The sequence below is a fragment of the Pseudomonas sp. SDO5271_S396 genome (assembly GCF_054071795.1).
Map to the genome: position 1 here is coordinate 1 of NZ_JBSVWB010000047.1, position 23495 is coordinate 23495.

At 60.6% G+C, this 23495-nt stretch carries 15 protein-coding genes and 1 pseudogene; 8 read left to right on the forward strand and 8 right to left on the reverse strand.

Annotated features, from left to right (window positions below):
- Nucleotides 1–96 precede the first annotated feature (96 nt).
- Nucleotides 97–969: a methyl-accepting chemotaxis protein gene (locus ACW9IN_RS24420; RefSeq protein WP_457368264.1), complete on the reverse strand. Its 873-nt coding sequence runs from the start codon at nucleotides 967–969 to the stop codon at nucleotides 97–99.
- Nucleotides 970–999: 30 nt separating this feature from the next.
- A pseudogene (locus ACW9IN_RS24425) lies at nucleotides 1000–1722 on the reverse strand (MCP four helix bundle domain-containing protein); the annotation flags it as partial.
- Between the two features lie 277 nt (nucleotides 1723–1999).
- Between ACW9IN_RS24425 and ACW9IN_RS24430 the strand changes: the two are divergent.
- Nucleotides 2000–2230, forward strand: coding sequence for a hypothetical protein (locus tag ACW9IN_RS24430; protein ID WP_457368229.1), 231 nt, complete (start codon nucleotides 2000–2002; stop codon nucleotides 2228–2230).
- On the forward strand, nucleotides 2227–2520 hold the full coding sequence (locus ACW9IN_RS24435) for a cell division protein ZapA (RefSeq protein WP_457368230.1): 294 nt from the start codon (nucleotides 2227–2229) through the stop codon (nucleotides 2518–2520). Before ACW9IN_RS24430 ends, ACW9IN_RS24435 begins: the two co-directional genes overlap by 4 nt.
- Here the strand turns inward: ACW9IN_RS24435 and ACW9IN_RS24440 are convergent.
- Both ACW9IN_RS24440 and putA read right to left on the reverse strand, forming a co-directional pair.
- Nucleotides 2517–4319 carry an acyl-CoA dehydrogenase gene (locus ACW9IN_RS24440; RefSeq protein WP_457368231.1) on the reverse strand — a complete coding sequence of 601 codons (1803 nt, stop codon included), beginning with the start codon at nucleotides 4317–4319 and terminating at the stop codon, nucleotides 2517–2519. The two genes, ACW9IN_RS24435 and ACW9IN_RS24440, sit on opposite strands and share 4 nt — an antisense overlap.
- A 213-nt stretch (nucleotides 4320–4532) precedes the next feature.
- Entirely contained in the window at nucleotides 4533–8486 is a 3954-nt protein-coding gene (gene putA, locus ACW9IN_RS24445) for a trifunctional transcriptional regulator/proline dehydrogenase/L-glutamate gamma-semialdehyde dehydrogenase (RefSeq protein ID WP_457368232.1), read from the reverse strand.
- A gap of 460 nt (nucleotides 8487–8946) precedes the next feature.
- Here putA and putP point away from each other — a divergent pair, with 460 nt between their 5' ends.
- From putP to ACW9IN_RS24475, 6 genes are all read left to right on the forward strand, one after another.
- A complete protein-coding gene (gene putP, locus ACW9IN_RS24450) occupies nucleotides 8947–10431 on the forward strand; it encodes a sodium/proline symporter PutP (protein ID WP_457368233.1) in 1485 nt (494 codons plus the stop codon).
- Between the two features lie 204 nt (nucleotides 10432–10635).
- Nucleotides 10636–12657, forward strand: coding sequence for a type VI secretion system Vgr family protein (locus ACW9IN_RS24455; protein WP_457368234.1), 2022 nt, complete (start codon nucleotides 10636–10638; stop codon nucleotides 12655–12657).
- Nucleotides 12658–12684: 27 nt separating this feature from the next.
- Nucleotides 12685–13122 carry a hypothetical protein gene (locus tag ACW9IN_RS24460; protein WP_457368235.1) on the forward strand — a complete coding sequence of 146 codons (438 nt, stop codon included), beginning with the start codon at nucleotides 12685–12687 and terminating at the stop codon, nucleotides 13120–13122.
- 18 nt (nucleotides 13123–13140) lie between these two features.
- Nucleotides 13141–13572 (forward strand): hypothetical protein, encoded by a 432-nt coding sequence (locus ACW9IN_RS24465; protein ID WP_457368236.1) that lies wholly within the window; start codon nucleotides 13141–13143, stop codon nucleotides 13570–13572.
- Nucleotides 13573–13675: 103 nt separating this feature from the next.
- A complete protein-coding gene (locus ACW9IN_RS24470; RefSeq protein WP_457368237.1) occupies nucleotides 13676–14392 on the forward strand; it encodes a DUF4123 domain-containing protein in 717 nt (238 codons plus the stop codon).
- 94 nt (nucleotides 14393–14486) lie between these two features.
- Nucleotides 14487–15323: a 23S rRNA (adenine(2030)-N(6))-methyltransferase RlmJ gene (locus ACW9IN_RS24475; RefSeq protein WP_457368238.1), complete on the forward strand. Its 837-nt coding sequence runs from the start codon at nucleotides 14487–14489 to the stop codon at nucleotides 15321–15323.
- Nucleotides 15324–15406: 83 nt separating this feature from the next.
- On the opposite strand, the gene msrA is transcribed toward ACW9IN_RS24475, so the two are convergent.
- The 4 genes from msrA to aceE all read right to left on the reverse strand — a co-directional run bounded on the left by msrA (nucleotide 15407) and on the right by aceE (nucleotide 23442).
- Entirely contained in the window at nucleotides 15407–16054 is a 648-nt protein-coding gene (gene msrA, locus ACW9IN_RS24480) for a peptide-methionine (S)-S-oxide reductase MsrA (protein WP_457368239.1), read from the reverse strand.
- Nucleotides 16055–16126: 72 nt separating this feature from the next.
- Nucleotides 16127–18820 carry a putative bifunctional diguanylate cyclase/phosphodiesterase gene (locus tag ACW9IN_RS24485; protein WP_457368240.1) on the reverse strand — a complete coding sequence of 898 codons (2694 nt, stop codon included), beginning with the start codon at nucleotides 18818–18820 and terminating at the stop codon, nucleotides 16127–16129.
- 315 nt (nucleotides 18821–19135) lie between these two features.
- On the reverse strand, nucleotides 19136–20785 hold the full coding sequence (gene aceF / locus ACW9IN_RS24490; protein WP_457368241.1) for a dihydrolipoyllysine-residue acetyltransferase: 1650 nt from the start codon (nucleotides 20783–20785) through the stop codon (nucleotides 19136–19138).
- A gap of 11 nt (nucleotides 20786–20796) precedes the next feature.
- Nucleotides 20797–23442 (reverse strand): pyruvate dehydrogenase (acetyl-transferring), homodimeric type, encoded by a 2646-nt coding sequence (gene aceE / locus ACW9IN_RS24495; RefSeq protein WP_457368242.1) that lies wholly within the window; start codon nucleotides 23440–23442, stop codon nucleotides 20797–20799.
- Between the last annotated feature and the right edge of the window lie 53 nt (nucleotides 23443–23495).

A 23495-nucleotide genomic window follows, 5' to 3' on the forward strand; every position in this document is an offset into this window, starting at 1 on the left:
GCGGTGTGTCAGTCACTGGAGGAGTCGGCTGATCCACCGCTATCGCAGGCAAGCCAGCTCCCACAGGGGATCAGCTTCAGCCAGGAAGGCTTTGGTCTAGAGGCGGAAGCGGCTGACCATCCCGTTCAGATCCACCGCCAGGCGCGACAGCTCGCTGCTCGCCGAACTGGTCTGGCTGGCGCCGGTCGCCGATTGCACCGACAGATCGCGGATGTTCACCAGGTTGCGGTCCACTTCCCGCGCCACCTGCGCCTGTTCTTCGGCGGCGCTGGCGATCACCAGGTTGCGCTCGTTGATCTCCACGATCGCGGTGTTGATCGTCTCCAGCGACAGGCCCGCGCCCTTGGCGATGTTCAGCGTCGATTCCGCGCGTTCGGTGCTGTTGCGCATCGAATCCACGGCGTGCTCGGTGCCGGCCTGGATACTGCCGATCATCCGCTCGATCTCGCTGGTGGACTGCTGGGTGCGGTGGGCCAGGGCGCGTACTTCGTCGGCCACCACAGCAAAACCACGGCCCGCTTCACCGGCCCGCGCCGCTTCGATCGCCGCGTTCAGGGCCAGCAGGTTGGTCTGGTCGGCCAGGCCACGGATCACATCCAGCACCTTGCCGATATCACGGGACTCGTCGGCCAGGTTGCTGATCAGGGTGGCGGTGGCTTGCACATCGCTGCTCATGCGTTCGATGGCACCCACGGTTTCCTGCACCAGGTCGCGGCCATCACCGGCGGAGGCGGTGGCATCACGCGAAGCTTGCGAAGTGCTTACCGCATTGCGCGCGACTTCTTCGACGGCGCTGGTCATCTCGTTGACGGCGGTCGCGGCCTGTTCGATTTCGTTGTTCTGCTGAGTCAGGCCGCGGGCGCTTTCGTCGGTGACGGCGTTCAGTTCTTCTGCCGCGGACGCCAGCTGGATGGCCGAACCTGCGATGCGTTGCAGGGTGTCGCGTAGCTTGTCCTGCATCTTGGCCATCGCCGCCAGCAGGCGACCGGCTTCGTCATTGCCTTCGACGTGGATCGGACGGGTCAGGTTGCCTTCGGCGACTTCTTCAGCCGCTTCCAGTGCCTGGGCAATGGGCACGGTGATGCTGCGGGTCAGCAGCCAGGCGAACAGCAGGGTCAGCGCCGTGGCGCTCACCAGCAGGCCGACCACCATATTGAAGGCCAGGTTGTACTGGTCTTCGGCTTGCTGGTTGGTGGCCAGGGCCATTTTGTTGTTGATCTCCAGCAGGCGGTTGAGCACCGAATTGACCTGGTCGGAATTGCTCAACAGTTCGGTGTTGAGCAGGGTGCGCAGCGCTTCGATCTGATTGGCCTGCGACAGGCTCTTCATGCGCTCTTCGATCTGGCGGTACTGCCCGAGCAAACGCACGTATTCGTCGTAGGCGGCGCGCTCCTCGGGGCTGTCGATCAGTTTTTCGTAGACGGCCTGGGCGGTGCGGATCTGCTGGTTGCGCAGGTCGAAGGCTTCCAGGGTCTTTTGCTGTACGTCCGGTTCGCGGTTGGTCAGCAGGCGGTATGACAGCACCCGCAGGCGCAGGGTCAATTGGGTGAACTCGTCGAGGGCGCGGATGCTCGGCACGCTGGACAGTGTGATGTCTTCGGTGGCACCGCGGATCTTGCTCATCTGATTCAGGGCAAATACACCGAGAAACAACATGAGTGCACCAATCAACGCAAAGCCGAGGAAGGCCCTCGGAGCGATATTCATATTACGAAGCGACATGTTGTGGTCCTGGGAGAAGCGCGATCCGTGCGGTCATGAGACGGGGTGTGTATGACCTATCGGTCATGCGACTAAAGTCTTAAGGGGGTGTGCGTTTTTGTCGCATCGGACGAGGGGGCAGAGGGTTTCAGGAACCAGATGGGGGAAATGCAGTCACTAAGGCTCGAAAGTGTGGCCCGGCCCTTGGAAATCGGGCCGCACGCCGGGGATAAACCCTGGCATCCGAGGTGAATTTTCTTTATCGTCACCGCCCTTTTAAAAAGCCCGAGAAATCAAAATGTTAGAAGCATCCCTCAGTCAGCTGGAACAGCTGGTCAGCGACCTTGTACAACAGAATCAGGACCTGCTGGGCACCAACGAATCCCTCAAGACCGAACTGGCCCGCGCCAAGGATGAGAACGACAGCCTGCAATTGAGCCTGATGGAGCAGGAAGAGAAACAAGGCGCCACCGCCGCCCGTATCCAGGCCCTGGTTGAGCGCGTGAGCGCAGGTCCTGTCAGCGCATGAATGAAGGCATAAAGGTCGTTTCGATTCTCGGAGAGGATTACTCGATCAAGGCTCCGGCCGGGGAAGACCAGACCCTGATGAGCGCCGTGACCCTGCTCAAGGCCTCCCTGGCCACCACCAAGAAAAAGTACCCGACCCTGATCGGAGACAAATTACTGGTGCTGGCCGCCTTGAACCTGTGTGCCGAACAGATCGACATGCAAAAGCGTCACCAGCAGGAACTCGACCGTTACCAAGAGCAAGTCAGCGCCACGGTCGAGGTGATATCCAAGGCGATCGGACAGCCTTAGAACCATTCATCCTGCATGGCCAGGCACGTATCGTCACGTGCTTCCAGAATCGCCAGTGCATGATGGCAGCCCGGTATTTCCCAGGTCAGGAAGTACCGGGCCGCCTGGAGCTTGCCTTTATAGAAGGCCACATCCGCCGCATTGCCGTTGGCCAACCCTGCTTCTGCGCGTATGGCTTGTTCCAGCCAGCGCCAGCCAATCACCGTGTGCCCGAATACTGTGAGGTACAGCGCCGAATTCGCCAGGCTGCTGTTGACCTTGCCCTGGGCCAAATCCGTCAGCAGGCCAAGGGTGACGGTTTGCAGGCGGTTGACCAAGTGTTCCAGCGGCTCCCGGAGTGGGGTGAGGCCTGGATATTGCTGGGCACGGGCGCCGGTTTCGGCGATCAGTCTGATCAGTTGCTTCAAGCCTGCGCCGCCGTTTTGCGCCAGCTTGCGCCCGAGCAGGTCCAGGGACTGAATGCCATGGGTGCCTTCATGAATCGGGTTCAGACGGTTGTCGCGGTAATACTGTTCCACCGGGTATTCGCGGGTGTAGCCGTGGCCACCGAGAATCTGGATCGCCAGTTCGTTGGCTTTGAGGCAGAACTCCGACGGCCAGGATTTGACGATAGGCGTGAGCAGGTCCAGCAATTCGTGGGCCTGCTTGCGTTCGGCTTCGGTGCCCAGCGTCGTGGTGTCATCGAACAGGCGCGCGGCGTAGAGACCCAGGTCGAAGGCGCCTTCCACATAGGCTTTCTGGGTCAGCAGCATGCGTTTGATATCGGCATGCTGGATGATCGATACCGGTGCGGTGGTCGGGTCTTTGCTGTCGGGCAGGCGACCTTGCGGGCGCTCGCGGGCGTAGTCCAGCGAATAAAGGTAACCGGCATAGCCGAGCATTACCGCGCCCATGCCCACGCCGATGCGCGCCTCGTTCATCATCTGGAACATGCAGCTCAGGCCCTGGTGCGGCTTGCCTACCAGATAGCCGACACAGTCGCCGTTATCGCCGAAGTTGAGTGCCGTGGACGTGGTGCCGCGCCACCCCATCTTGTGGAACAGCCCGGCCAGCAGCACATCGTTGCGCCGGCCCAGGCTGCCGTCGTCGTTGACCAGGAACTTGGGCACGATGAACAACGAAATGCCCTTCACCCCGGGCGGCGCATCGGGCAGCTTGGCCAGCACCATGTGCACGATGTTTTCCGACAGCGAATGGTCGCCACCGGAGATGAAGATCTTGTTGCCCTTGAGTCGATAAGTACCGTCGGCCGCAGGCTCTGCCCGTGTACGAATATCCGACAGTGACGAGCCCGCATGGGGTTCGGTCAGGGCCATGGTGCCGAAGAAGCGGCCCTCGATCATCGGTTGCAGGAAGCGTTGTTTCTGATCGTCGGTGCCGAAGCTTTCGATCAGGTTGGCCGCGCCCATGGTCAGGAACGGGTAAGACGTGGACGCGGCGTTGGCCGACTGGAAGTGTGCAAAACAGGCTTGGGACAGCAAGGTAGGCAGTTGCATGCCGCCGGCGTCGAAACTTCGCGCGGCATTGAGGAAACCGGCTTCGAGGAAGGCATCCACGGCGGTTTTCACTTCAGGAATCAGGATCGCCTTGCCATTCTCGAAGCGCGGTTCGTTCTCGTCGTTCTTGCGGTTGTGAGGGGCGAAGTACTTTTCGGCGATGCTGCGCGCTGTGCTGATCGCGGCATCGAAGGTTTCGCGGTTGTGCTCGGCAAACTGCTCGCGCTGGGTCAGGCCCTCGGCATCGAGGACTTCGTACAGCTCGAAAGCCAGATTGCGGGAACTGAGCAGCGTCTCGGACATGGCGGGTTACCTATGTGGGAATAGGGCCGAGTCTAAGTGCGCGAATAGAGGCTGGATAGCAAGATTGATCTGGGTGATGGAGCGGCAAAACAGACGCGGTCCCTGTGGGAGCTGGCTTGCCTGCGATGAGGCCGTGCCAGTCGACATCTCTGTCGCTGATCCGCCGCTATCGCAGGCAAGCCAGCTCCCACAGGGTTTACTGCGTTTCTACAGTTAACCGATAGTCATCAGGCTGGCGTTACCGCCCGCCGCAGCCGTGTTGACGCTCAACGCTCGCTCGATCACCAGGCGTTCCAGCGCAATCGCCGTTTCACCCTGGGACAAGCCCTGTACCCCGACAATCGCCCCGCCCCGTTGCGCCACTTGCTGGCACACCGCGCGCAATTGATCGGAATCACCGTGGTGCAGAACCGCGTCGAACACCACTTCATCCTTGGTCCAGTCAGGCACGCGCCTGATCTTCGCCTGAATGTCCTTCGGCAGGCGTGAGAACAAGGCCTTGGTCAGCTCAGTCTCCGGCCATACCGCCGAACCGCCTACGGCAAGCACTGCCGCCAGTTGCGTCAACAGGTCGCCTTCCACGTCCGCCAGGCACAGTACGTGCTCGCGGGGCAGGATGGCGTAGCTGTTGCGCTCGCCGGTCGGGCCGGCCAGTTGGCGGGTGATACCGCTTTGCGATTGCGCGGCGAACTGGCTGCACAGAGCGCTCAGGTCGCTGAACTGATTGCTGTCGGCCCAGGTTTTCAGGGTGGTCAGCGGCTGGCGCATGGCATCACGCAGGCGCACGTCCGGTGCGGCCAATGTGTCGCCGCGAACGAAGGACTGTTCGATTGCATCGGTAGGACGTGTCGACAGCAGGCGGTACAGGTACAGCGGGCCACCGGCTTTCGGGCCGGTGCCCGACAGGCCTTCGCCGCCGAACGGTTGCACACCGACCACGGCGCCGACGATGTTGCGGTTCACGTAGACGTTACCGGCGTTGACGTTGTCGATCACCTTGGCGATGGTCTCGTCGATGCGGGTGTGCACGCCCAGGGTCAGGCCATAGCCGGAAGCGTTGATCTGGCCGATCAACTGGTCGATCTCTTTGCGCTTGTAACGCACCACGTGCAGCACCGGGCCGAAGATCTCCCGTTGCAGTTCGTCGAAGCTTTCCAGTTCGATCAGGGTGGGCGTCACGAAGTTGCCGCGCTTGATCTCTTCGCCGTCGGCAATCGCTACTTGATACACCGTGCGGCCCTTGTCGCGCATGGCCTGGATGTGTTTTTCGATGCCGGCCTTGGCCTCGGCGTCGATCACCGGGCCGATATCCACCGACAGACGTTCCGGGTTGCCCAGGCGGCATTCGGCCATGGCGCCCTTGAGCATCTCGATCACACGGTCTGCCGAATCTTCCTGCAGGCACAGCACACGCAGGGCCGAGCAGCGCTGACCGGCGCTGTCGAAGGCCGAGGAGACGACGTCGATCACCACTTGTTCGGTGAGGGCCGAGGAGTCCACGATCATCGCGTTCTGACCACCGGTCTCGGCGATCAGCGGGATTGGACGGCCCTGGGCGTCGAGGCGCCCGGCAACGTTGCGCTGCAGCAAGCGCGCAACTTCAGTGGAGCCGGTGAACATCACACCTTTGACGCGATCATCTCCGACCAGGCGAGCACCGACGGTTTCGCCCTGGCCTGGCAGCAGTTGCAGTACGCCTTCAGGGATGCCGGCTTCCAGCAGAATGCGCACGGCCTGGGCGGCGACCAGCGGGGTTTGCTCGGCCGGTTTGGCCAATACCGGGTTGCCGGCGGCCAATGCAGCAGCGACTTGACCACTGAAAATCGCCAGCGGGAAGTTCCACGGGCTGATGCACACCACCGGGCCCAATGGGCGATGGGCGTCGTTGGTGAAATCGTTGCGTGCCTGCACCGCGTAATAGCGCAGGAAATCCACGGCTTCACGCACTTCGGCGATGGCGTTGGCGAAGGTCTTGCCGGCTTCGCGGGCCAGCAGGCCCATCAGTGGCTGGATCTCGCCCTCCATCAGGTCGGCGGCGCGCTCCAGGATCGCCGCGCGTTCGGCGGGCGGAGTGGCCTGCCAGATCGGCCCGGCGTTGATGGCACACTGAATGGCATTGTCGACGTCTTCGACAGTGGCTTCCTGCACCTGGCCAACCACGTCACGCAAATCGGACGGGTTCAGCACAGGGGCGGCGGTTTGATTGCTGGACGCGCAACCCAGCATCGGCGCGGCCTTCCAGTTGTTGTGGGCGGTGGCCAGCAGGGCGCAGGACAACGACGCCAGGCGGTGTTCGTTGGCCATATCGATCCCGGCCGAGTTGGCGCGGTCGCTGCCGTACAGGTCGCGCGGCAGTGGAATGCGTGGGTGCGGCAGGCCGAAACCGCCTTCGACAGTCGCCATCTGCTCGATGCTCGCGACCGGATCAGCCACCAGTTCCTGGATCGAAATCGACTGGTCGGCGATACGGTTGACGAACGACGTGTTGGCGCCGTTTTCCAGCAAGCGGCGGACCAGATACGCCAGCAGGGTTTCGTGGGTACCGACCGGTGCGTACACGCGGCACGGGCGGTTCAGCTTGCCATCGGCAACTTTGCCCACAACCTGCTCGTACAGCGGTTCGCCCATGCCGTGCAGGCACTGGAACTCGTACTGGCCGGGGTAATAGTTCTGGCCGGCGATATGGTAGATGGCCGACAGCGTGTGGGCGTTGTGCGTGGCGAACTGCGGGTAGATGACTTCCGGTACCGACAGCAGTTTGCGTGCGCAGGCAATGTAGGAAACGTCGGTGTACACCTTGCGGGTGTACACCGGATAGCCTTCCAGGCCTTCGACCTGGGCGCGCTTGATCTCGCTGTCCCAGTACGCGCCTTTCACCAGGCGGATCATCAGGCGGTGGCGGCTACGGCGGGCCAGGTCGATCACGTAATCGATCACATACGGGCAGCGTTTCTGATAAGCCTGGATCACGAAACCGATGCCGTTCCAGCCGGTCAGTTGCGGCTCGAAGCACAGGCGTTCCAGCAGGTCCAGCGACAGCTCCAGGCGGTCGGCTTCTTCGGCGTCGATGTTCAGGCCGATATCGTATTGCTTGGCCAGCAAGGTCAGGGACAGCAGGCGCGGGTACAGCTCGTCCATCACGCGCTCGTACTGCGCGCGGCTGTAGCGCGGGTGCAGTGCGGAGAGCTTGATGGAGATGCCCGGGCCTTCATAAATCCCACGACCGTGAGACGCTTTGCCGATGGAATGAATGGCTTGTTCGTACGAAGCCAGGTACTTCTGGGCATCGTGTTCGGTGAGGGCGGCCTCGCCGAGCATGTCATAGGAGTAACGGAAACCCTTGGCTTCGAACTTGCTGGCGTTGGCCAAGGCTTCGGCGATGGTTTCGCCGGTGACGAACTGCTCGCCCATCAGGCGCATGGCCATGTCGACGCCCTTGCGGATCATCGGCTCGCCGCTCTTGCCGATGATGCGGCTCAAGGACGAGGTCAGGCCTGCTTCGTTGTGGGTGGCGACCAGCTTGCCGGTCAGCAGCAGTCCCCAGGTGGCGGCGTTGACGAACAGCGACGGGCTGTTGCCCAGGTGCGGTTGCCAGTTGCCGGTGCTGATCTTGTCGCGGATCAGCGCGTCGCGGGTGCCTTTGTCCGGGATGCGCAGCAGCGCTTCGGCCAGGCACATCAGGGCAACGCCTTCCTGGGACGACAGGGAAAATTCCTGCAACAGGCCCTGAACAATACCGGCACGGCCACCGGCACTCTTCTGATTGCGCAGTTTCTCGGCAATCGAAGCCGCCAGCTTGTTGGTGGCGTCGGCCATCGGCGCCGGCAAGCGGGCCTGTTCGATCAGCATCGGCACCACTTCCGGCTCGGGGCGGCGGTAGGCGGCGGTGATGGCGGCGCGCAACACCGACTGCGGCAGGATGCTTTCGGCGAATTCAAGGAAGCACTGGTGGGCGTGGTCGGTCTGGACCTCGCCGGCGTCGTCAGCGCTATTGCTGCTCAGGCCATTGAGTTCGGTCAGGGTTGCACCACCCTCCAGTTTCTCCAGGTAATTGAAAATCGCCTGCTTGATCAGCCAGTGCGGCGTGCGATCAATGGAGGTCGCGGCAGCCTTCAGGCGCTCGCGGGTCGGGTCGTCGAGTTTGACCCCAAGGGTGGTCGTAGCCATTTTCTTATCCTCATGGGTGCCACTACCGAGTGGCATCAGCTGGCGGCAAGATTAGCTTTGCGAATGGTGAGGTGCAACCGGGTGCAACCCATTTTCTTCATGAAATTTTTGATCGTGATCGGGAAAAAATCCAGGAAACGTAGATTTCGCTTCGTCTTGGTGCATTTACTTCTGAAATCGGCTGTTCTTGCTCCGAAAGGGAGCAAAAAACGTGGGTTTTGCCTGAAATGTACCAAGGTGCAACTTATTCTCAAGAAACTGGTTGCACCTTATTTACTTTGTTGAATAGCATTCGCGCTCAAGGTGCAACCAACTCAAGGTTCGGTTCATCGGCTGACGGCTTTCCTGGGGAAACGTCAGTCATAAATGCGCGGCACTCAGCTTCGTCTACCCCTCTACACAGCGGGTGGCCGTCTGACAGACCGCCGCTACATAAAAACAAAGCCAGGGCGTCACTTTTATGAGCGTTACCAATCCCACCCTGATCACATTTGTGATCTACATCGCTGCCATGGTGCTGATCGGCTTCATGGCCTATCGCTCCACCAACAACCTTTCCGATTACATCCTGGGCGGTCGCAGCCTCGGCAGCGTGGTCACGGCCTTGTCGGCCGGCGCTTCCGACATGAGCGGCTGGCTGTTGATGGGCCTGCCGGGCGCGATCTACATGTCCGGCCTGTCGGAAAGCTGGATCGCCATCGGCCTGATCGTCGGTGCCTACCTCAACTGGTTGTTCGTGGCCGGTCGCCTGCGGGTGCAGACCGAGCACAACGGCGACGCCCTGACCCTGCCGGACTACTTCTCCAGCCGTTTCGAAGATAAAAGCGGCCTGCTGCGGATCATCTCCGCCGTCGTGATCCTGGTGTTCTTCACCATCTACTGCGCCTCCGGCATCGTGGCCGGCGCCCGCTTGTTCGAAAGTACCTTCGGCATGTCCTACGAGAGCGCCCTGTGGGCCGGTGCCGCAGCGACTATCGCCTACACCTTCGTTGGCGGTTTCCTGGCCGTCAGCTGGACAGATACCGTGCAAGCCACGTTGATGATCTTCGCGTTGATCCTCACGCCGATCATCGTGCTGCTGGCCACCGGCGGCGTCGATACCACCTTCCTGGCCATCGAAGCCAAGAACCCCGACAACTTCAACATGCTGAAGAACACCACTTTCATCGGCATCATTTCGCTGATGGGCTGGGGGTTGGGTTACTTCGGTCAGCCGCACATCCTCGCGCGCTTCATGGCAGCGGATTCGGTGAAGTCGATTGCCAACGCGCGCCGCATCTCCATGACCTGGATGATCCTGTGCCTGGGCGGCACCGTGGCGGTGGGCTTCTTCGGCATCGCCTACTTCTCGGCCCATCCGGAAGTGGCGGGTCCGGTCACCGAAAACCACGAACGTGTGTTCATCGAGCTGGCCAAACTGCTGTTCAACCCATGGATCGCCGGTGTGCTGCTGTCGGCCATTCTGGCGGCGGTGATGAGTACCCTGAGCTGCCAGTTGCTGGTGTGTTCCAGCGCCCTGACCGAGGACTTCTACAAGACCTTCCTGCGCAAGAATGCCTCGCAGCTTGAGCTGGTGTGGGTCGGTCGCCTCATGGTGCTGGTGGTTGCCTTGATCGCCATCGCCATGGCCGCCAACCCGAACAACCGCGTACTGGGCCTGGTGAGCTATGCCTGGGCCGGCTTCGGCGCGGCGTTCGGTCCTGTGGTGCTGATCTCGGTGATCTGGAAAGGCATGACCCGTAACGGCGCACTGGCCGGCATCCTGGTGGGTGCGATCACTGTGATCGTGTGGAAGCATTTCGAATTGCTCGGCCTGTACGAAATCATCCCGGGCTTCATCTTCGCCAGCCTGGCGATCTACCTCGTGAGCAAGCTGGGTGCGCCGACCGCGGGTATGGTTGCGCGCTTTGATGCGGCAGAAAAAGACTACAAGCTCAACAAATGATTCGTTGGGTGCCGAGCGCCCCATGAGTTGAAAAAGAGGCCCGCGTCCTACGGATAGCGGGCCTTTTTATATGCGTGGTTTTCATCGGTCCGAAGAAGGTTCCGACCTGCGAGCGTAGGGTTTTACTGATTTGCTCGGTCTGTGTTCGGCAGGACGAAACAGTGGTGCAGAATCGTCCGCCTCTTCCTCGCAGAGAAACATCGGATGTTCGCTCCTGCCAATCAAAGCGCCTTTACCCTGACCCTCGACGGGGCATCCAGTGAACTCAAGGTTTTCGAGTTCAGCGGTATGGAAGCCATCAGTCAGCCCTACTGTTTTGACCTGGAACTGGTCAGTGAACAGCCTGATATCGACCTGGAAAGCTTGATGCACCGTCAGGCCTATCTCGCATTCGACGATCAGGGGCACGGCGTGCACGGCTTGATATCCCGGGTGGCCCAAGGCGATTCCGGGCGTCGGCTGACGCGCTACCAGGTCAGCCTGGTGCCGCAACTGGCGTACCTGGCGCACAGCAGTCATCAGCGCATTTTCCAGCACCAGACGGTGCCGCAGATCATTGCACAGGTCTTGGTAGGGCAGGGCATTCAGAGCGACCTGCACCGTTTCCAGCTGAGCGGCACGTACCCAGCGCGCGAGTACTGCGTGCAGTTCGGCGAGACCGACCTGGCCTTCATTCAGCGGCTGTGTGCCGAAGCGGGTATTCACTATCACTTCCAGCATGCGGCTGATCGCCATCTGCTGGTATTCGGGGACGACCAGACCGTATTTGCCCGGGCGGATCAGTCGACGCCTTACAGCCCCGGGTCTGGAATGGTGGCGGATACCCCGGCGATCAAGCGTTTTGCGGTGCAACTGCAAACCCGTCCCTCAAGCGTCAACCTGCGGGACTACGACTTCCGCAAGCCGCGTCTGACTCTCGAGAGTGAGGTGGCCGGGGAACAACTTCCGTTGCTGGAGCAACAGGCCTATCCCGGTCACTTTGCCGACCGCGCCCATGGCAAGTACCTCGCCCAGCGCGGTTTGGAACGCCACCGTAGCGAGTACCGGCAGGCGCATGGCAAAGGGGATGAACCGGCGTTGGCCAGTGGTCGGTTTCTCACCTTGAGCGGGCACTTGCGCGAGGAGTGGAACGACCTGTGGCTGGTGACCCATGTCACCCATGAGGGCAAGCAACCCCAGGTGCTGGAAGAGGCCGTGACCGAAGTGCCGGGCGGGGCGTTTCGTCAGGGTTATCGCAATGAGTTTGTCGCGCTGCCATGGGATGTGATCTTTCGTCCACCGCTGCCGGAACAACCGCGCCCCAGCGTTGCGGGCTATCAGCATGCGGTGGTCACCGGCCCCGTGGACAGTGAGATTCACTGTGACGAATACGGCAGGGTCAAGGTGCAGTTGGCCTGGGACCGTGAAGGTGAGCGCAACGAGCATTCCAGTTGCTGGCTGCGGGTCGCCAGTAGCTGGGCCCATGATCGCTATGGCGCGGTGCTGATTCCGCGGGTGGGCATGGAAGTGCTGGTGGGGTTCGTCAATGGCGACATGGATATGCCGCTGGTGATGGGCTGCCTGCCCAACGCGGCCACGCCGGTGCCCCTCGACCTGCCGGCCGAAAAGACCCGCAGTATCTTCCGCAGCCACAGCAGCCCCGGTGGTGGCGGCTACAACGAACTGCGCATCGAAGACCGCAAGGGTGCCGAGGAAATTTACCTGCGTGCCCAGCGGGATTGGACCCAGCATGTGTTGCATGACCATCGGCTAACCGTGGGAGGCGAGTCCCATCATGAGCTGCAAGGCGAAGAACAGCGCATCACCCACGGCAATCGCCTGACTGAACTCAAGCAGGACGACCACTTGGTGGTCGGTGGTTCGCAGCAGATGCGTGCAGGGCGGACGATTCAGATCGGCGCCGGGCAAAGCGTGGTCATCGACGCGGGCGCCACCGTTACGATTCAGGCGGGCGGACAGTCCATCACACTGTCGGCGGGCGGTATTTTCAGCAGTGTGCCCATCCAGTTGGGTGGAGCGTTGGCTCCACCAGCGTCACCGCTGATACCTGGAATCAAGGAAAAGCTGCTGGCGGTCATTCCGGCCCCGTTGAGCCCTGTGCAAGTGGCCAGCTTGAAGCGAAGCGCGCCGTTTTGCGAAGAGTGTGAGCGTTGCAAGAATGGTCAGTGTGACCTTGCGCAACACGCTGTTAAGGGGGGGGCTGATGGTAGGGCCTCAAGTGTCTAGCCCGGTTTTTATATCGTGCAACGCGCGATGTCTCTGGATGCGTTGGAAAAATCGCTGTTCGAATCGCCCAGCGCTATCGTCCTCGAGCGCTTTCGCAGCCTCAATCCGCAGCTCACACAATACGCCAGGCCGGGGCAGATACTCGTCCTTATAGGGTTGGGGGCGTCGGCCTCGGCGTTGAGGGTGAAGGAAACGTGTCGAGTTGGAGCGGCTGCGGAGTGTAAAAAAGTGAAATTTACGGAAGATGGGAAGTTCACGGGGGAGGTCGTTGGCGCCGCGATGGGGGGTGCTGCTGGCATCGCAAGTGCAGAGTTTGTTTGTGTTGCTATTGGTGCAGGTACTGTCGGTGTCGGAGGGCTTATTTGCGGACTTGTAGTCATTGGTGCCGCAACGGCAAGCGCAAGTGCGCTGGCTGGCGATAGAGGCGAAAAACTAGGTGATAAAATTTATGAAGTTTTAAATTGATTTGTGAGTGGTTATGACGTGCTCGATTTAATTGCCTCGACTTTGTGCTTTAAAGAAATAGAAATTATCTACCGATACTTGTTGTTTTCCTGTGGTTCATTGTTTTTTATTATTCCTGTGTGGGGTTTGTATCTTTCTTACTTTAAGATCGAAAAAATACGGAAAAACTTAAAGTGTAGTTGGCGGATTATAAGTCAGGATGAATACATTGGTTGGGACCCAATAAGTAGAGCGTGGGCCATAAGAGATGTGATCGGTGCTTTCGCCTTTCCCGATCAATCTATCAAGTTGGGGCTTCTCAGTGCTGAAGACTATGCTGAGTTTCCGAGGAAGCTCAAGGTTGTTCTGAGAGGTCTGGGTGTTTGCTCAGTGGCTTCTCTTCTCGGTGTTTTATTATTGCTTATCATTGGAGATGTTGTGGGGTGGATGGATGTTGACTGGTTTAGATAGGTGGATTTTTTTGAAAATTCAATGATTGATGCTTTGCCAGTAGTTGCAGTTATTTTGAAAAGTGAATCACTGTTTGCATCTTGATTTGACTGGGATGTCTCTAATGTTGAATGAATCTTTACCAACCACTTGGTTAGCCCATTGCCCGCTTGAGATGACCGAGGGGCTCTTCGTCATTCTCAGTAATGCCAGCGATGCAAAACCGGTCGATATCTGGCAAAGAATGGCAGTCGGCATGTCGCCAAAACCTATCTGGGCAGGCACAGCCTACGCCGAATGGGCTGAGGTAATGCCCTACGTCGCGGCGATCGACCCCGACAGTCCTTTTCTCGATTGGATAGCCACAACCGAGGCGACGGATTGGGGCTGGCTGGCGGTGTCGTCGAGTCCGCTGGAAACAGTGGTGGCGCACCTGCAAAGCCTGACCAAAGTGTATTTGCCGGTTAGCCAACAGGTGTTTTTGCGCTTTTGGGATGGCGCTCAGTTTCTGCCGATCCTTCAGCAGTGTGGGGCTGAAATATTGCCGGTTTTCCAGCGCTATCTGATCAATGGCCAATCGCTGTCGGTGGCGACGGACGTGGTGGCGGCGGCCAAAACCAGCCCATGGTGGCGGGTTCCCGCACCTTTGCTGAAACATCTCTCGGAGCAGTCACCGCAAACCCTGATCGATAACCTGCTGCAATGGCTTGAAGAGCAACGTCCTGATTTGTACACCGCGTTCAAACCTGAGACGTTGCAGCACAAGATCACCTACTTCGCGCGTAGCCCGGGTGTCAGCCATGATGCTCTGGTCGATTACCTGGCGCTGGAACTGACCTGAGCTCACGGGTTGTGGCGACGGTATCGGCCCGACACGCAACCCTGCACCTTTGCCCCTGTAGAAGGTAAACTTCGCCCCCTGCGCAGGAGCAACCATGAATTATCGTCACGCCTTTCACGCCGGCAACCATGCCGATGTCTTCAAACACCTGACCTTGACCCGCCTCATCGCCCTGATGTCGCGCAAGGAGCAGCCGTTCGCCTACCTCGATACCCACGCCGGCATCGGTCTGTATGACTTGCAGGGTGACCAGGCCAACCGCACCGGTGAATACCTGGAAGGCATCGCACGTCTGTGGGGCGAGAGCGAGCTGCCGCCGCTGACGGCTGACTATATGCGTGTGCTGCACGAGATGAACCCGGATGGCCAGCTGCGCTACTACCCGGGTTCGCCGGAACTGGCGCGTCGGCTGACGCGCCCCCAGGATCGCGTGCTGCTCAATGAGAAACACCCGGATGACGGCGTGCTGCTCAAGGACAACATGAAGGGCGATCGCCGGGTCAAAGTGCATCTGGGCGAGGGCTGGCACGTACCGCGAGCCCTGCTGCCGGTGCCGGAAAAACGCGCGTTGATGCTGATTGATCCGCCGTTCGAAAAACTCGACGAGATGCAACGCTGTGCCGCATCCCTCAAGGAAGCCGTGGGGCGTATGCGCCAGACCGTTGCGGCGATCTGGTACCCGGTGAAAGACCAACGCATGTTGCGCCGCTTCTACCAGGACCTGGCCGGCACTGGTGCGCCAAAGCTGCTGCGTGTGGAGTTGCTGGTACACCCGCTGGACACCCCCAACACCCTGACCGGCTCGGGCCTGGCGATTGCCAACCCGCCGTGGGGCTTGGAGGAGGAGCTGCGTGAGTTGCTGCCGTGGCTGTCCAAAAAACTTGGCCAGACCCAGGGTGGGTGGCAGATGGATTGGCTCATAGCTGAGTAGCTATAAGTTTCAAGCTGCTAGCTGCAAGTAAAAGCAGGCCCCGCCACTGGTAGCTTGAAACTTGCAGCTTGCAGCTCCGATCGCTAGATCGGGCAAGTCACGCCTGTGCCGCCAATCCCGCAATACCCTTGCGGGTTTTTCGCCAGGTACTGCTGGTGATACGCCTCGGCGAAGTACACCGTCGGGGCTTCTTCGATTTCCGTGGTAATCACGCCCAGGCCGGCTTTGGTCAGTTCACCCTGATACGCCTCGGCACTGGCCTGCGCTGCCGCCAATTGCTCTGGCGTGGTGGCGTAGATCACCGAGCGGTACTGGCTGCCGATGTCGTTGCCCTGACGCATGCCCTGGGTCGGGTTGTGCAGTTCCCAGAACATTTTCAAAAGATCTTCGTATTTCAGCTTGGCCTGGTCATACACCACCAGCACCACTTCACTGTGGCCGGTCAGGCCCGAGCAGACTTCTTCATAGGTCGGGTTCGGCGTGTAGCCGCCGGCGTAGCCGACCACGGTGCTGACCACGCCATCACGCTGCCAGAAGCGGCGTTCAGCGCCCCAGAAGCAGCCGAGGCCGAAAATCGCAAAACCCACGTCTTCAAAGAACGGGCCCAGCAGCGGCGTGCCGTTGACGAAGTGAGTCTCTGGCAGCGCCATCGGGGTTTCGCGGCCAGGCAAAGCTTGTTCTGCAGTAGGGAGCACGTTTTTGTTCACCAGAATTTCCGAGCGCAAGGCCATGATCAGTCCTCTCAGTCAGAGTGAGTAATGTAAGAAATCAGACAGCCAGTGTGCCCGAGTGTTACAGCGCTGTCAGGCGATTGGCCCGCGCGGGTAGCGTTTGAGCGACGCCAGCAGCTCTGCACCGGGAATCGGCCGGTCGAACAGGTAGCCCTGACCGACATCGCAACGGTGCCGGCGCAGGAATGCCAATTGCTCGGCGGTCTCGATGCCCTCGGCCACCACCTTGAGCTTGAGGTTGTGAGCCATGGCGATCACTGCCGAGGTGATTTCCATATCGTCCTGGTTATCCGGGATTTCGTGGATGAAGCTGCGATCGATCTTAATGATGTCGATGGGGAATTTTTTCAAGTAGCTCAGCGACGAGTAACCGGTACCGAAGTCGTCCATGGCCAGGGTCAGGCCGAAGCTTTTCAGCTGGTCCAGTTGCAGGCGCGTGTCTTCGGTGGCTTCCAGCAGCAGACCTTCGGTCAGCTCAAGCTCCAGCAGGTTGGCCGGCAGCTGTTCTTCCTTGAGGATGGCGGCGATCGATGCCACCAGGTCCGGGTCGGAGAACTGCTTGGGGGACAGGTTGATCGCCACCTGCAAGTTACCCATGCCGGCGGCGCTCAGTTGCTTGCTCATGCGGCAGGCTTGGCGCGCGATCCATTTGCCGATGGGGATAATCAGCCCGGTCTCTTCCGCCACGCTGATGAACTGATCGGGGCGGATCATGCCTTTTTCCGGGTGGTTCCAGCGCAACAGCGCCTCCATGCCCAGCAAGCGGCCGCTGCGCAGGCACAGCTTGGGCTGGTAGAACACGTCCAGCTCGTTCTGGGTCAGTGCACGACGCAGGTTGTTTTCCACGAACAGTTTGTAGCTGGCCTCGGCGTTGAGCGCCTCGGTAAACACCTGTACCTGGTGTTTGCCGTTGGCCTTGGCTTTGTGCAGGGCCAGGCCGGCGTTACGCATCAGGGTCTGCGGATCGCGGCCATGCAAGGGCGCACAGGCGAGGCCCACGGAGCCGGTCACACTGATCAACTGGTTGTCGACGAACATCGGTTTGTCGAGGGTGGCAAGCAATTGGCCGGCGATCTGCTGGCCGGTTTCCAGATCGGTGTCGTCCAGCAGCACTGCGAATTCGTTACTGGCAAAGCGTGCAAGGCTGCCGCCGGCACTCAGGCTGTTGCGCAGGCGCCGGGCCAGGCTGATCAGCAACTTGTCGCCGGTCTGGTGGCCGAGGCTGTCGTTGATGCGCTTGAAGTTGTCGATGTCTACCAGCAGCAGGCTGATCGGGCTGTCGCTGTCCCGGGCGAAGCGTTCATCGAGGTTACGGATGAACGCCGGGCGGTTGCCCAGGTTGGTCAGGTTGTCGGTGTAAGCCAGGCGTTCGATGCGCTGTTGCGCGAGTTTGGTCTGGGTAATGTCTTCGTAGATGCCGATGTAGTGGGTCAACTCGCGGTTGTCGCCATACACCTTGGAAATCGACAGCTGGCCCCAGTAGGGCTCCAGGTTCTTGCGGCGGCTCTTGAATTCACCCTGCCAGCTGTTGCTCTTGGCCAGGCTCGAGGGCGCGTCGAACAGCAATTCGCTGAGATTCTCCAGCGCCGGCAATTGTGCCAGGCGATGGCCGTGGACTTCTTCGGCGCTGTATTGGGTGATCGCGGTAAAGCTGGGGTTGACGTACTCCACCACACCGTCGCAATTGACCAGCAGGAAGGCGTTGGCACTTTGTTCCACGGCGCGTTGGAACAGGTGCAGGGCGCTGGTGGCGGTGCGGCGGTTATGGTTGTTGATCACTTGCGCGAACTGATCCGCCAGCTCGCCGGCAAACGCAATTTCATCGGTCTGCCAGGCGCGCGGGCTACCGGTCTGTTCCAGGCACAGCACGCCGACCACCTGGCCGTCCACACGGATGCTCGCGTCGAGCATGGCGTAGACATCCTTGGCGCGCAGGTTCTCGGCCATTTCCCGGGTGCGCGGGTCACGCATGGCATTGGTGGCGTCGATGGCGCGGCTGGTGTGCAGGGCTTCGAGGTAATCCGGAAAACCACTGGCGTCGATCGGCTCGGGCAGGTGATGTTGCTGATCGGCGCGGTGGTAAGCGGAAATCGGCACCAGGCGCTGGCCTTCAAGGTTCCACAGGCTGGCGCAGTCGATCTGGTAGATATCGCAGGCGCTGCGGGTGATCAGCTCTGCCGCTTCCTGCAGTGAGTTGGACGTGGTGTAGCGTTGTCGAGCCAGCAGCAGGATCAGCTCTTGCTGGGCGCGTACCCGTTCCAGGTGCTGCAACTGCTCCTGTTGTGCGCGCTGATTGAGCTCCAGGGCGATCTGCAAGCGGCTGTTCTGGTTCTCCAGGTCAGCCGTCGGGCCCGCGGAAGGCGTTTCGCTGAACAGGCCATCCACGACCATCAGGTAGCCGCGCAGCAGATGGCGGTTGTGTTGTTTGTAGGCTTCACCCATTTCCAGCAGGCTCAGGGGGCCATCGTTGGTGTGCAAGGTGTAGCGCACCAGGTAATGGGGGCTCTGGGCCAGTTGCTGCTGGATCGCGTCATGCAGTTGATAGCGCGCCTGGGGTTCCATCAGGCTGGCGTAGGGGGTGCCGATCAGGGCGCACAGCTCAACCGCCGGCAGGCCGAATTGGCGCTCGCAATTGGGGTCGAGGTACAGGAGGGCCCAGCTTGCCTCATTAAGCCGCTCGAAACGCAGCATACCGAGGCGCGAAGGCACCGGTAACTGCGTCACTACCTCGGCCGCCATTCGGGCGACATCGGGTTGGCTTTTCATGGGGGAAACTCACTTGAAATTACGCGCACGGCGCCGGGCTCACGCCCTCTTTTCTGTTGCCTGCGGCAAGGTTGCATCATGCGGCGCGGGCTGACAAGAGAGGATGAAGGCTAAGTGCTATAAGGCTGTTATCGGCCGCGTGGGGGATTTCTGCAATTGGGCTGATGGAAGGTGTACAACCCGGTTTTTGTTGTCCAGCTTCTTGCGCAAAAATCCCAAAAAAAGCCCCGCCAAGTGGCGGGGTTGAGGTACGAGCGTGGCGCTCGGAAATCGGTGCAACCAGGCCTCCCCGGTGAAGGGGAGGCCTGTTGTGGCTTACAGCAGGATGGTGCGGATGTCGTTGAGCAGTTGGCTCAGGCGCTGCGTGAAACGTGCAGCGGCGGCGCCGTTGATCACACGGTGATCGTAGGACAGCGACAGTGGCAGCATCAGCTTCGGCTGGAACGCTTTACCGTCCCATACCGGCTGGATGGTGGCCTTGGACACACCCAGGATCGCCACTTCCGGCGCGTTGACGATCGGCGTGAAGCCGGTACCGCCAATGTGACCCAGGCTGGAGATGGTGAAGCACGCACCCTGCATGTCGTCCGGAGTGAGCTTCTTGTCGCGGGCCTTGGCGGCCAGCGCAGCGGCTTCGCCGGCGAGTTGCAGCAGGCTCTTCTGGTCGACGTTCTTGATGACCGGTACCAGCAGGCCATCCGGGGTGTCGACCGCAAAACCGATGTGCACGTACTTCTTGCGGATGATCGCCTTGCCGCTTGGTGCCAGCGAACTGTTGAAGTCCGGCAGTTCCTTGAGCAGGTGCGCGCAGGCCTTGAGCAGCAGTGGCAGCACGGTCAGTTTCACGCCAGCCTTCTCGGCGGCGGCTTTCTGCGCAACGCGGAAAGCTTCCAGGTCGGTGATGTCGGCCTGGTCGAACTGAGTCACGTGCGGGATGTTCAGCCAACTGGCGTGCAGGCCGGCCGCGCCGATTTGCATCAGGCGGGTCATCGGCACTTCTTCGACTTCGCCGAAGCGGCTGAAGTCCACGGTGCGGATCGGCGGGATGCCCGAGCCACCGGTCGCGCCGCCAGCGGCAGGCGCTTCCTTGGCTTTCTGCATCATGGCTTTGACGTAAGCCTGCACGTCTTCTTTCAGCACGCGGCCATGGGGGCCACTGGCGGCGACTGCGCTCAGCTCGACACCGAATTCACGGGCCAGCTGACGTACCGCAGGACCTGCGTGAACCTTGGCACCGCTTGGCGCCGGTGCGGCGGCAGGGGCCGGTGCGGCCTCGGCTTTTGCAGCTGGAGCAGGTGCGGCAGCGGCAGCCGGCGCAGCTTCAGCCTTGGCCGCTGGAGCGGCGGCTGGAGCAGGAGCGGCGGCCGGTGCGGCGCCTTGTACTTTCAGCTTGAGGATGAAGTCGCCAGTGCCGACTTCGTCTTCCAGCTTGACCGCGATGCTTTCCACCACACCGGCAGCCGGCGAAGGGATTTCCATGGAAGCCTTGTCGGACTCCAGGGTGATCAGCGACTGGTCGGCTTCGACGGTGTCGCCGACCTTGACCAGCAGCTCGATGATCTTGGCCTTGCCCGAGGAACCGATGTCCGGGACGTGGATGTCCTGAACAGAGGCTGCGGCCGGAGCAGCAGCCGGGGCAGCCGGGGCCTCGGCAGCGGCAGGCTTTTCAGCCGGCGCAGGAGCCGCAGCGGCAGCTGGAGCAGCCGCTGGCGCAGGGGCCGCGGCAGCGGCACCTTCGATTTCCAGTTCCAGCAGTTCGTCGCCTTCTTTCAGGCGGTCGCCCAGCTTCACTTTCAGGCTCTTGACCACACCGGCTTTAGGCGCCGGGATTTCCATGGAGGCCTTGTCGGACTCCAGGGTCAGGATGCTCTGGTCGGCTTCAACGGTGTCGCCGACCTTCACAAACAGTTCGATTACTTCACCTTCACCGCTGCCGATGTCAGGTACGCGAATGAGTTCGCTCACAAAAAGTCTCCTCAGCAGTCCAGTGGGTTGCGTTTTTCCGGGTTGATACCGAACTTGACGATAGCGTCCGCTACCACCTTGGGCTCGATTTCACCACGGTCAGCCAAGGCTTCCAGGGCTGCCAGCACCACGAAGTGGCGGTCGACTTCGAAGAAGTGACGCAGCTTCTTGCGGCTGTCACTGCGGCCGAAACCGTCTGTGCCCAGCACTTTGAATTCCTTGGACGGAACCCACTGACGAATTTGTTCAGCGAACAGCTTCATGTAGTCGGTAGAGGCGATCACCGGGCCTTTGCGGCCGCTCAGGCTCTCTTCGACGAAGGTGCGCTGTGGCTTCTGGCCAGGGTGCAGGCGGTTGTGACGCTCTACGGCCAGACCATCGCGACGCAGTTCGTTGAAGCTGGTCACGCTCCAAACGTCAGCGCCCACGTTGAACTCTTCGCGCAGGATCTTCGCCGCTTCACGCACTTCGCGCAGGATGGTGCCGGAGCCCATCAGCTGTACGTGGTGCGCTGCTTCCTTGGTGTCTTCTTCGAGCAGGTACATGCCCTTGATGATGCCTTCTTCCACGCCAGCCGGCATGGCAGGCTGCTGGTAGGACTCGTTCATCACGGTGATGTAGTAGAAAACGTCCTGCTGCTCTTCGGTCATCTTCTTCATGCCGTCCTGGATGATCACCGCCAGCTCGTAGCCGTAGGTTGGATCATAGGTGCGGCAGTTCGGGATGGTGGCGGCCAGGATGTGGCTGTGACCATCTTCGTGCTGCAGGCCTTCGCCGTTCAGCGTGGTGCGGCCGGCGGTACCACCGATCAGGAAGCCACGGGTACGGCTGTCGCCTGCGGCCCAGGCCAGGTCGCCAATGCGCTGGAAGCCGAACATCGAATAGAAGATGTAGAACGGCAGCATCGGCTGGTTGTGGCTGGAGTACGAAGTACCGGCAGCGATGAAGGAACTCATGGCGCCCGCTTCGTTGATGCCTTCTTCGAGGATCTGGCCCTTCTTGTCTTCCTTGTAGAACATCACCTGGTCTTTATCGACTGGCTCGTAGAGCTGGCCGACGGAGGAGTAGATGCCCAACTGACGGAACATGCCTTCCATACCGAAGGTACGGGCTTCGTCCGGGATGATCGGAACGATGCGCGGGCCGATTTCCTTGTCCTTGACCAGTTGCGCCAGGATGCGCACGAAAGCCATGGTGGTGGAGATTTCACGGTCGCCCGAGCCGTCCAGGATTGCCTTGAGGGTATCCAGCGACGGAGTCGGTACGCTGAAGCTGTTGGCGCGACGCTGTGGCACGAAACCACCCAGTGCGGCGCGGCGCTCGGCCAGGTAACGGGCTTCGGCGCTGTTCGCTTCCGGCTTGAAGAACGGCAGGTTCTCCAGCTCTTCGTCCTTGACCGGGATGTCGAAGCGGTCGCGGAACAACTTCAGGCTGTCGACATCGACTTTCTTGGTGTTGTGCGCAGTGTTCTTCGCTTCGCCGGCACCGGTGCCATAACCTTTGATGGTCTTGGCCAGGATGACGGTCGGTTGTTCCTTGTGGTTGACCGCTTCGTGGTACGCCGCGTAGACCTTGTACGGGTCGTGGCCGCCACGGTTGAGTTTCCAGATCTCGTCGTCGGACAGGTCGGCAACCATCGCCTTGAGTTCAGGCGTGTTGAAGAAGTGTTCACGCACGAACGCGCCGTCTTTGGCCTTGTAGTTCTGGTACTCGCCGTCGATGACTTCGTCCATGCGACGTTGCAGGATGCCGTCGACGTCCTTGGCCAGCAGTGGGTCCCAGAAACGGCCCCAGATGACTTTGGTCACGTTCCACTGTGCACCGCGGAACACGCCTTCGAGTTCCTGGATGATTTTGCCGTTGCCGCGAACCGGGCCGTCGAGGCGCTGCAGGTTGCAGTTGATGACGAAGATCAGGTTGTCCAGTTTCTCGCGGCCAGCCAGGGAGATGGCGCCCAGGGATTCCGGCTCGTCACACTCGCCGTCGCCCAGGAAGCACCAGACCTTCTGCTTGCCTTCAGGGATGAAGCCACGGGCTTCCAGGTACTTCATGAAGCGAGCCTGGTAGATCGCCTGGATCGGGCCCAGGCCCATGGATACAGTCGGGAACTGCCAGAAGTCAGGCATCAGCCAAGGGTGCGGGTACGACGACAGGCCGTTACCGTCCACTTCCTGGCGGAAGTTGTTCATGTGTTCTTCGGTGATGCGGCCTTCCATGAACGCACGGGCGTAGACGCCTGGAGAGGTGTGGCCCTGGAAGTAGATCAGGTCGCCGCCGTGTTCGTCGGTCGGGGCCTGGAAGAAGTAGTTGAAGCCGATGTCATACAGGGTTGCGCTGGAAGCGAAGCTGGAGATGTGACCGCCCAGGTCAGAATCTTTCAAGTTCGTGCGCATTACCATCGCCATGGCGTTCCAGCGTACCAGCGAGCGAATGCGGCGTTCCATGAACAGGTCGCCAGGCATGCGTGCTTCGTGGGTAACGGGGATGGTGTTGCGGTATGGCGTAGTGATGGCGTATGGCAGTTGCGAGCCGCTGCGGGTCGCAAGTTCGCCCATACGGGTCATCAGGTAGTGAGCACGGTCTTCGCCTTCTTTGTCGAGAACCGATTCCAGGGCGTCCAGCCATTCCTGGGTTTCGACGGGATCGAGGTCTTGCATGGCTTGCTCCAGGGCGGAAAGGCTACCAGAATCGGTTGCCTGAAGTTTGCGAC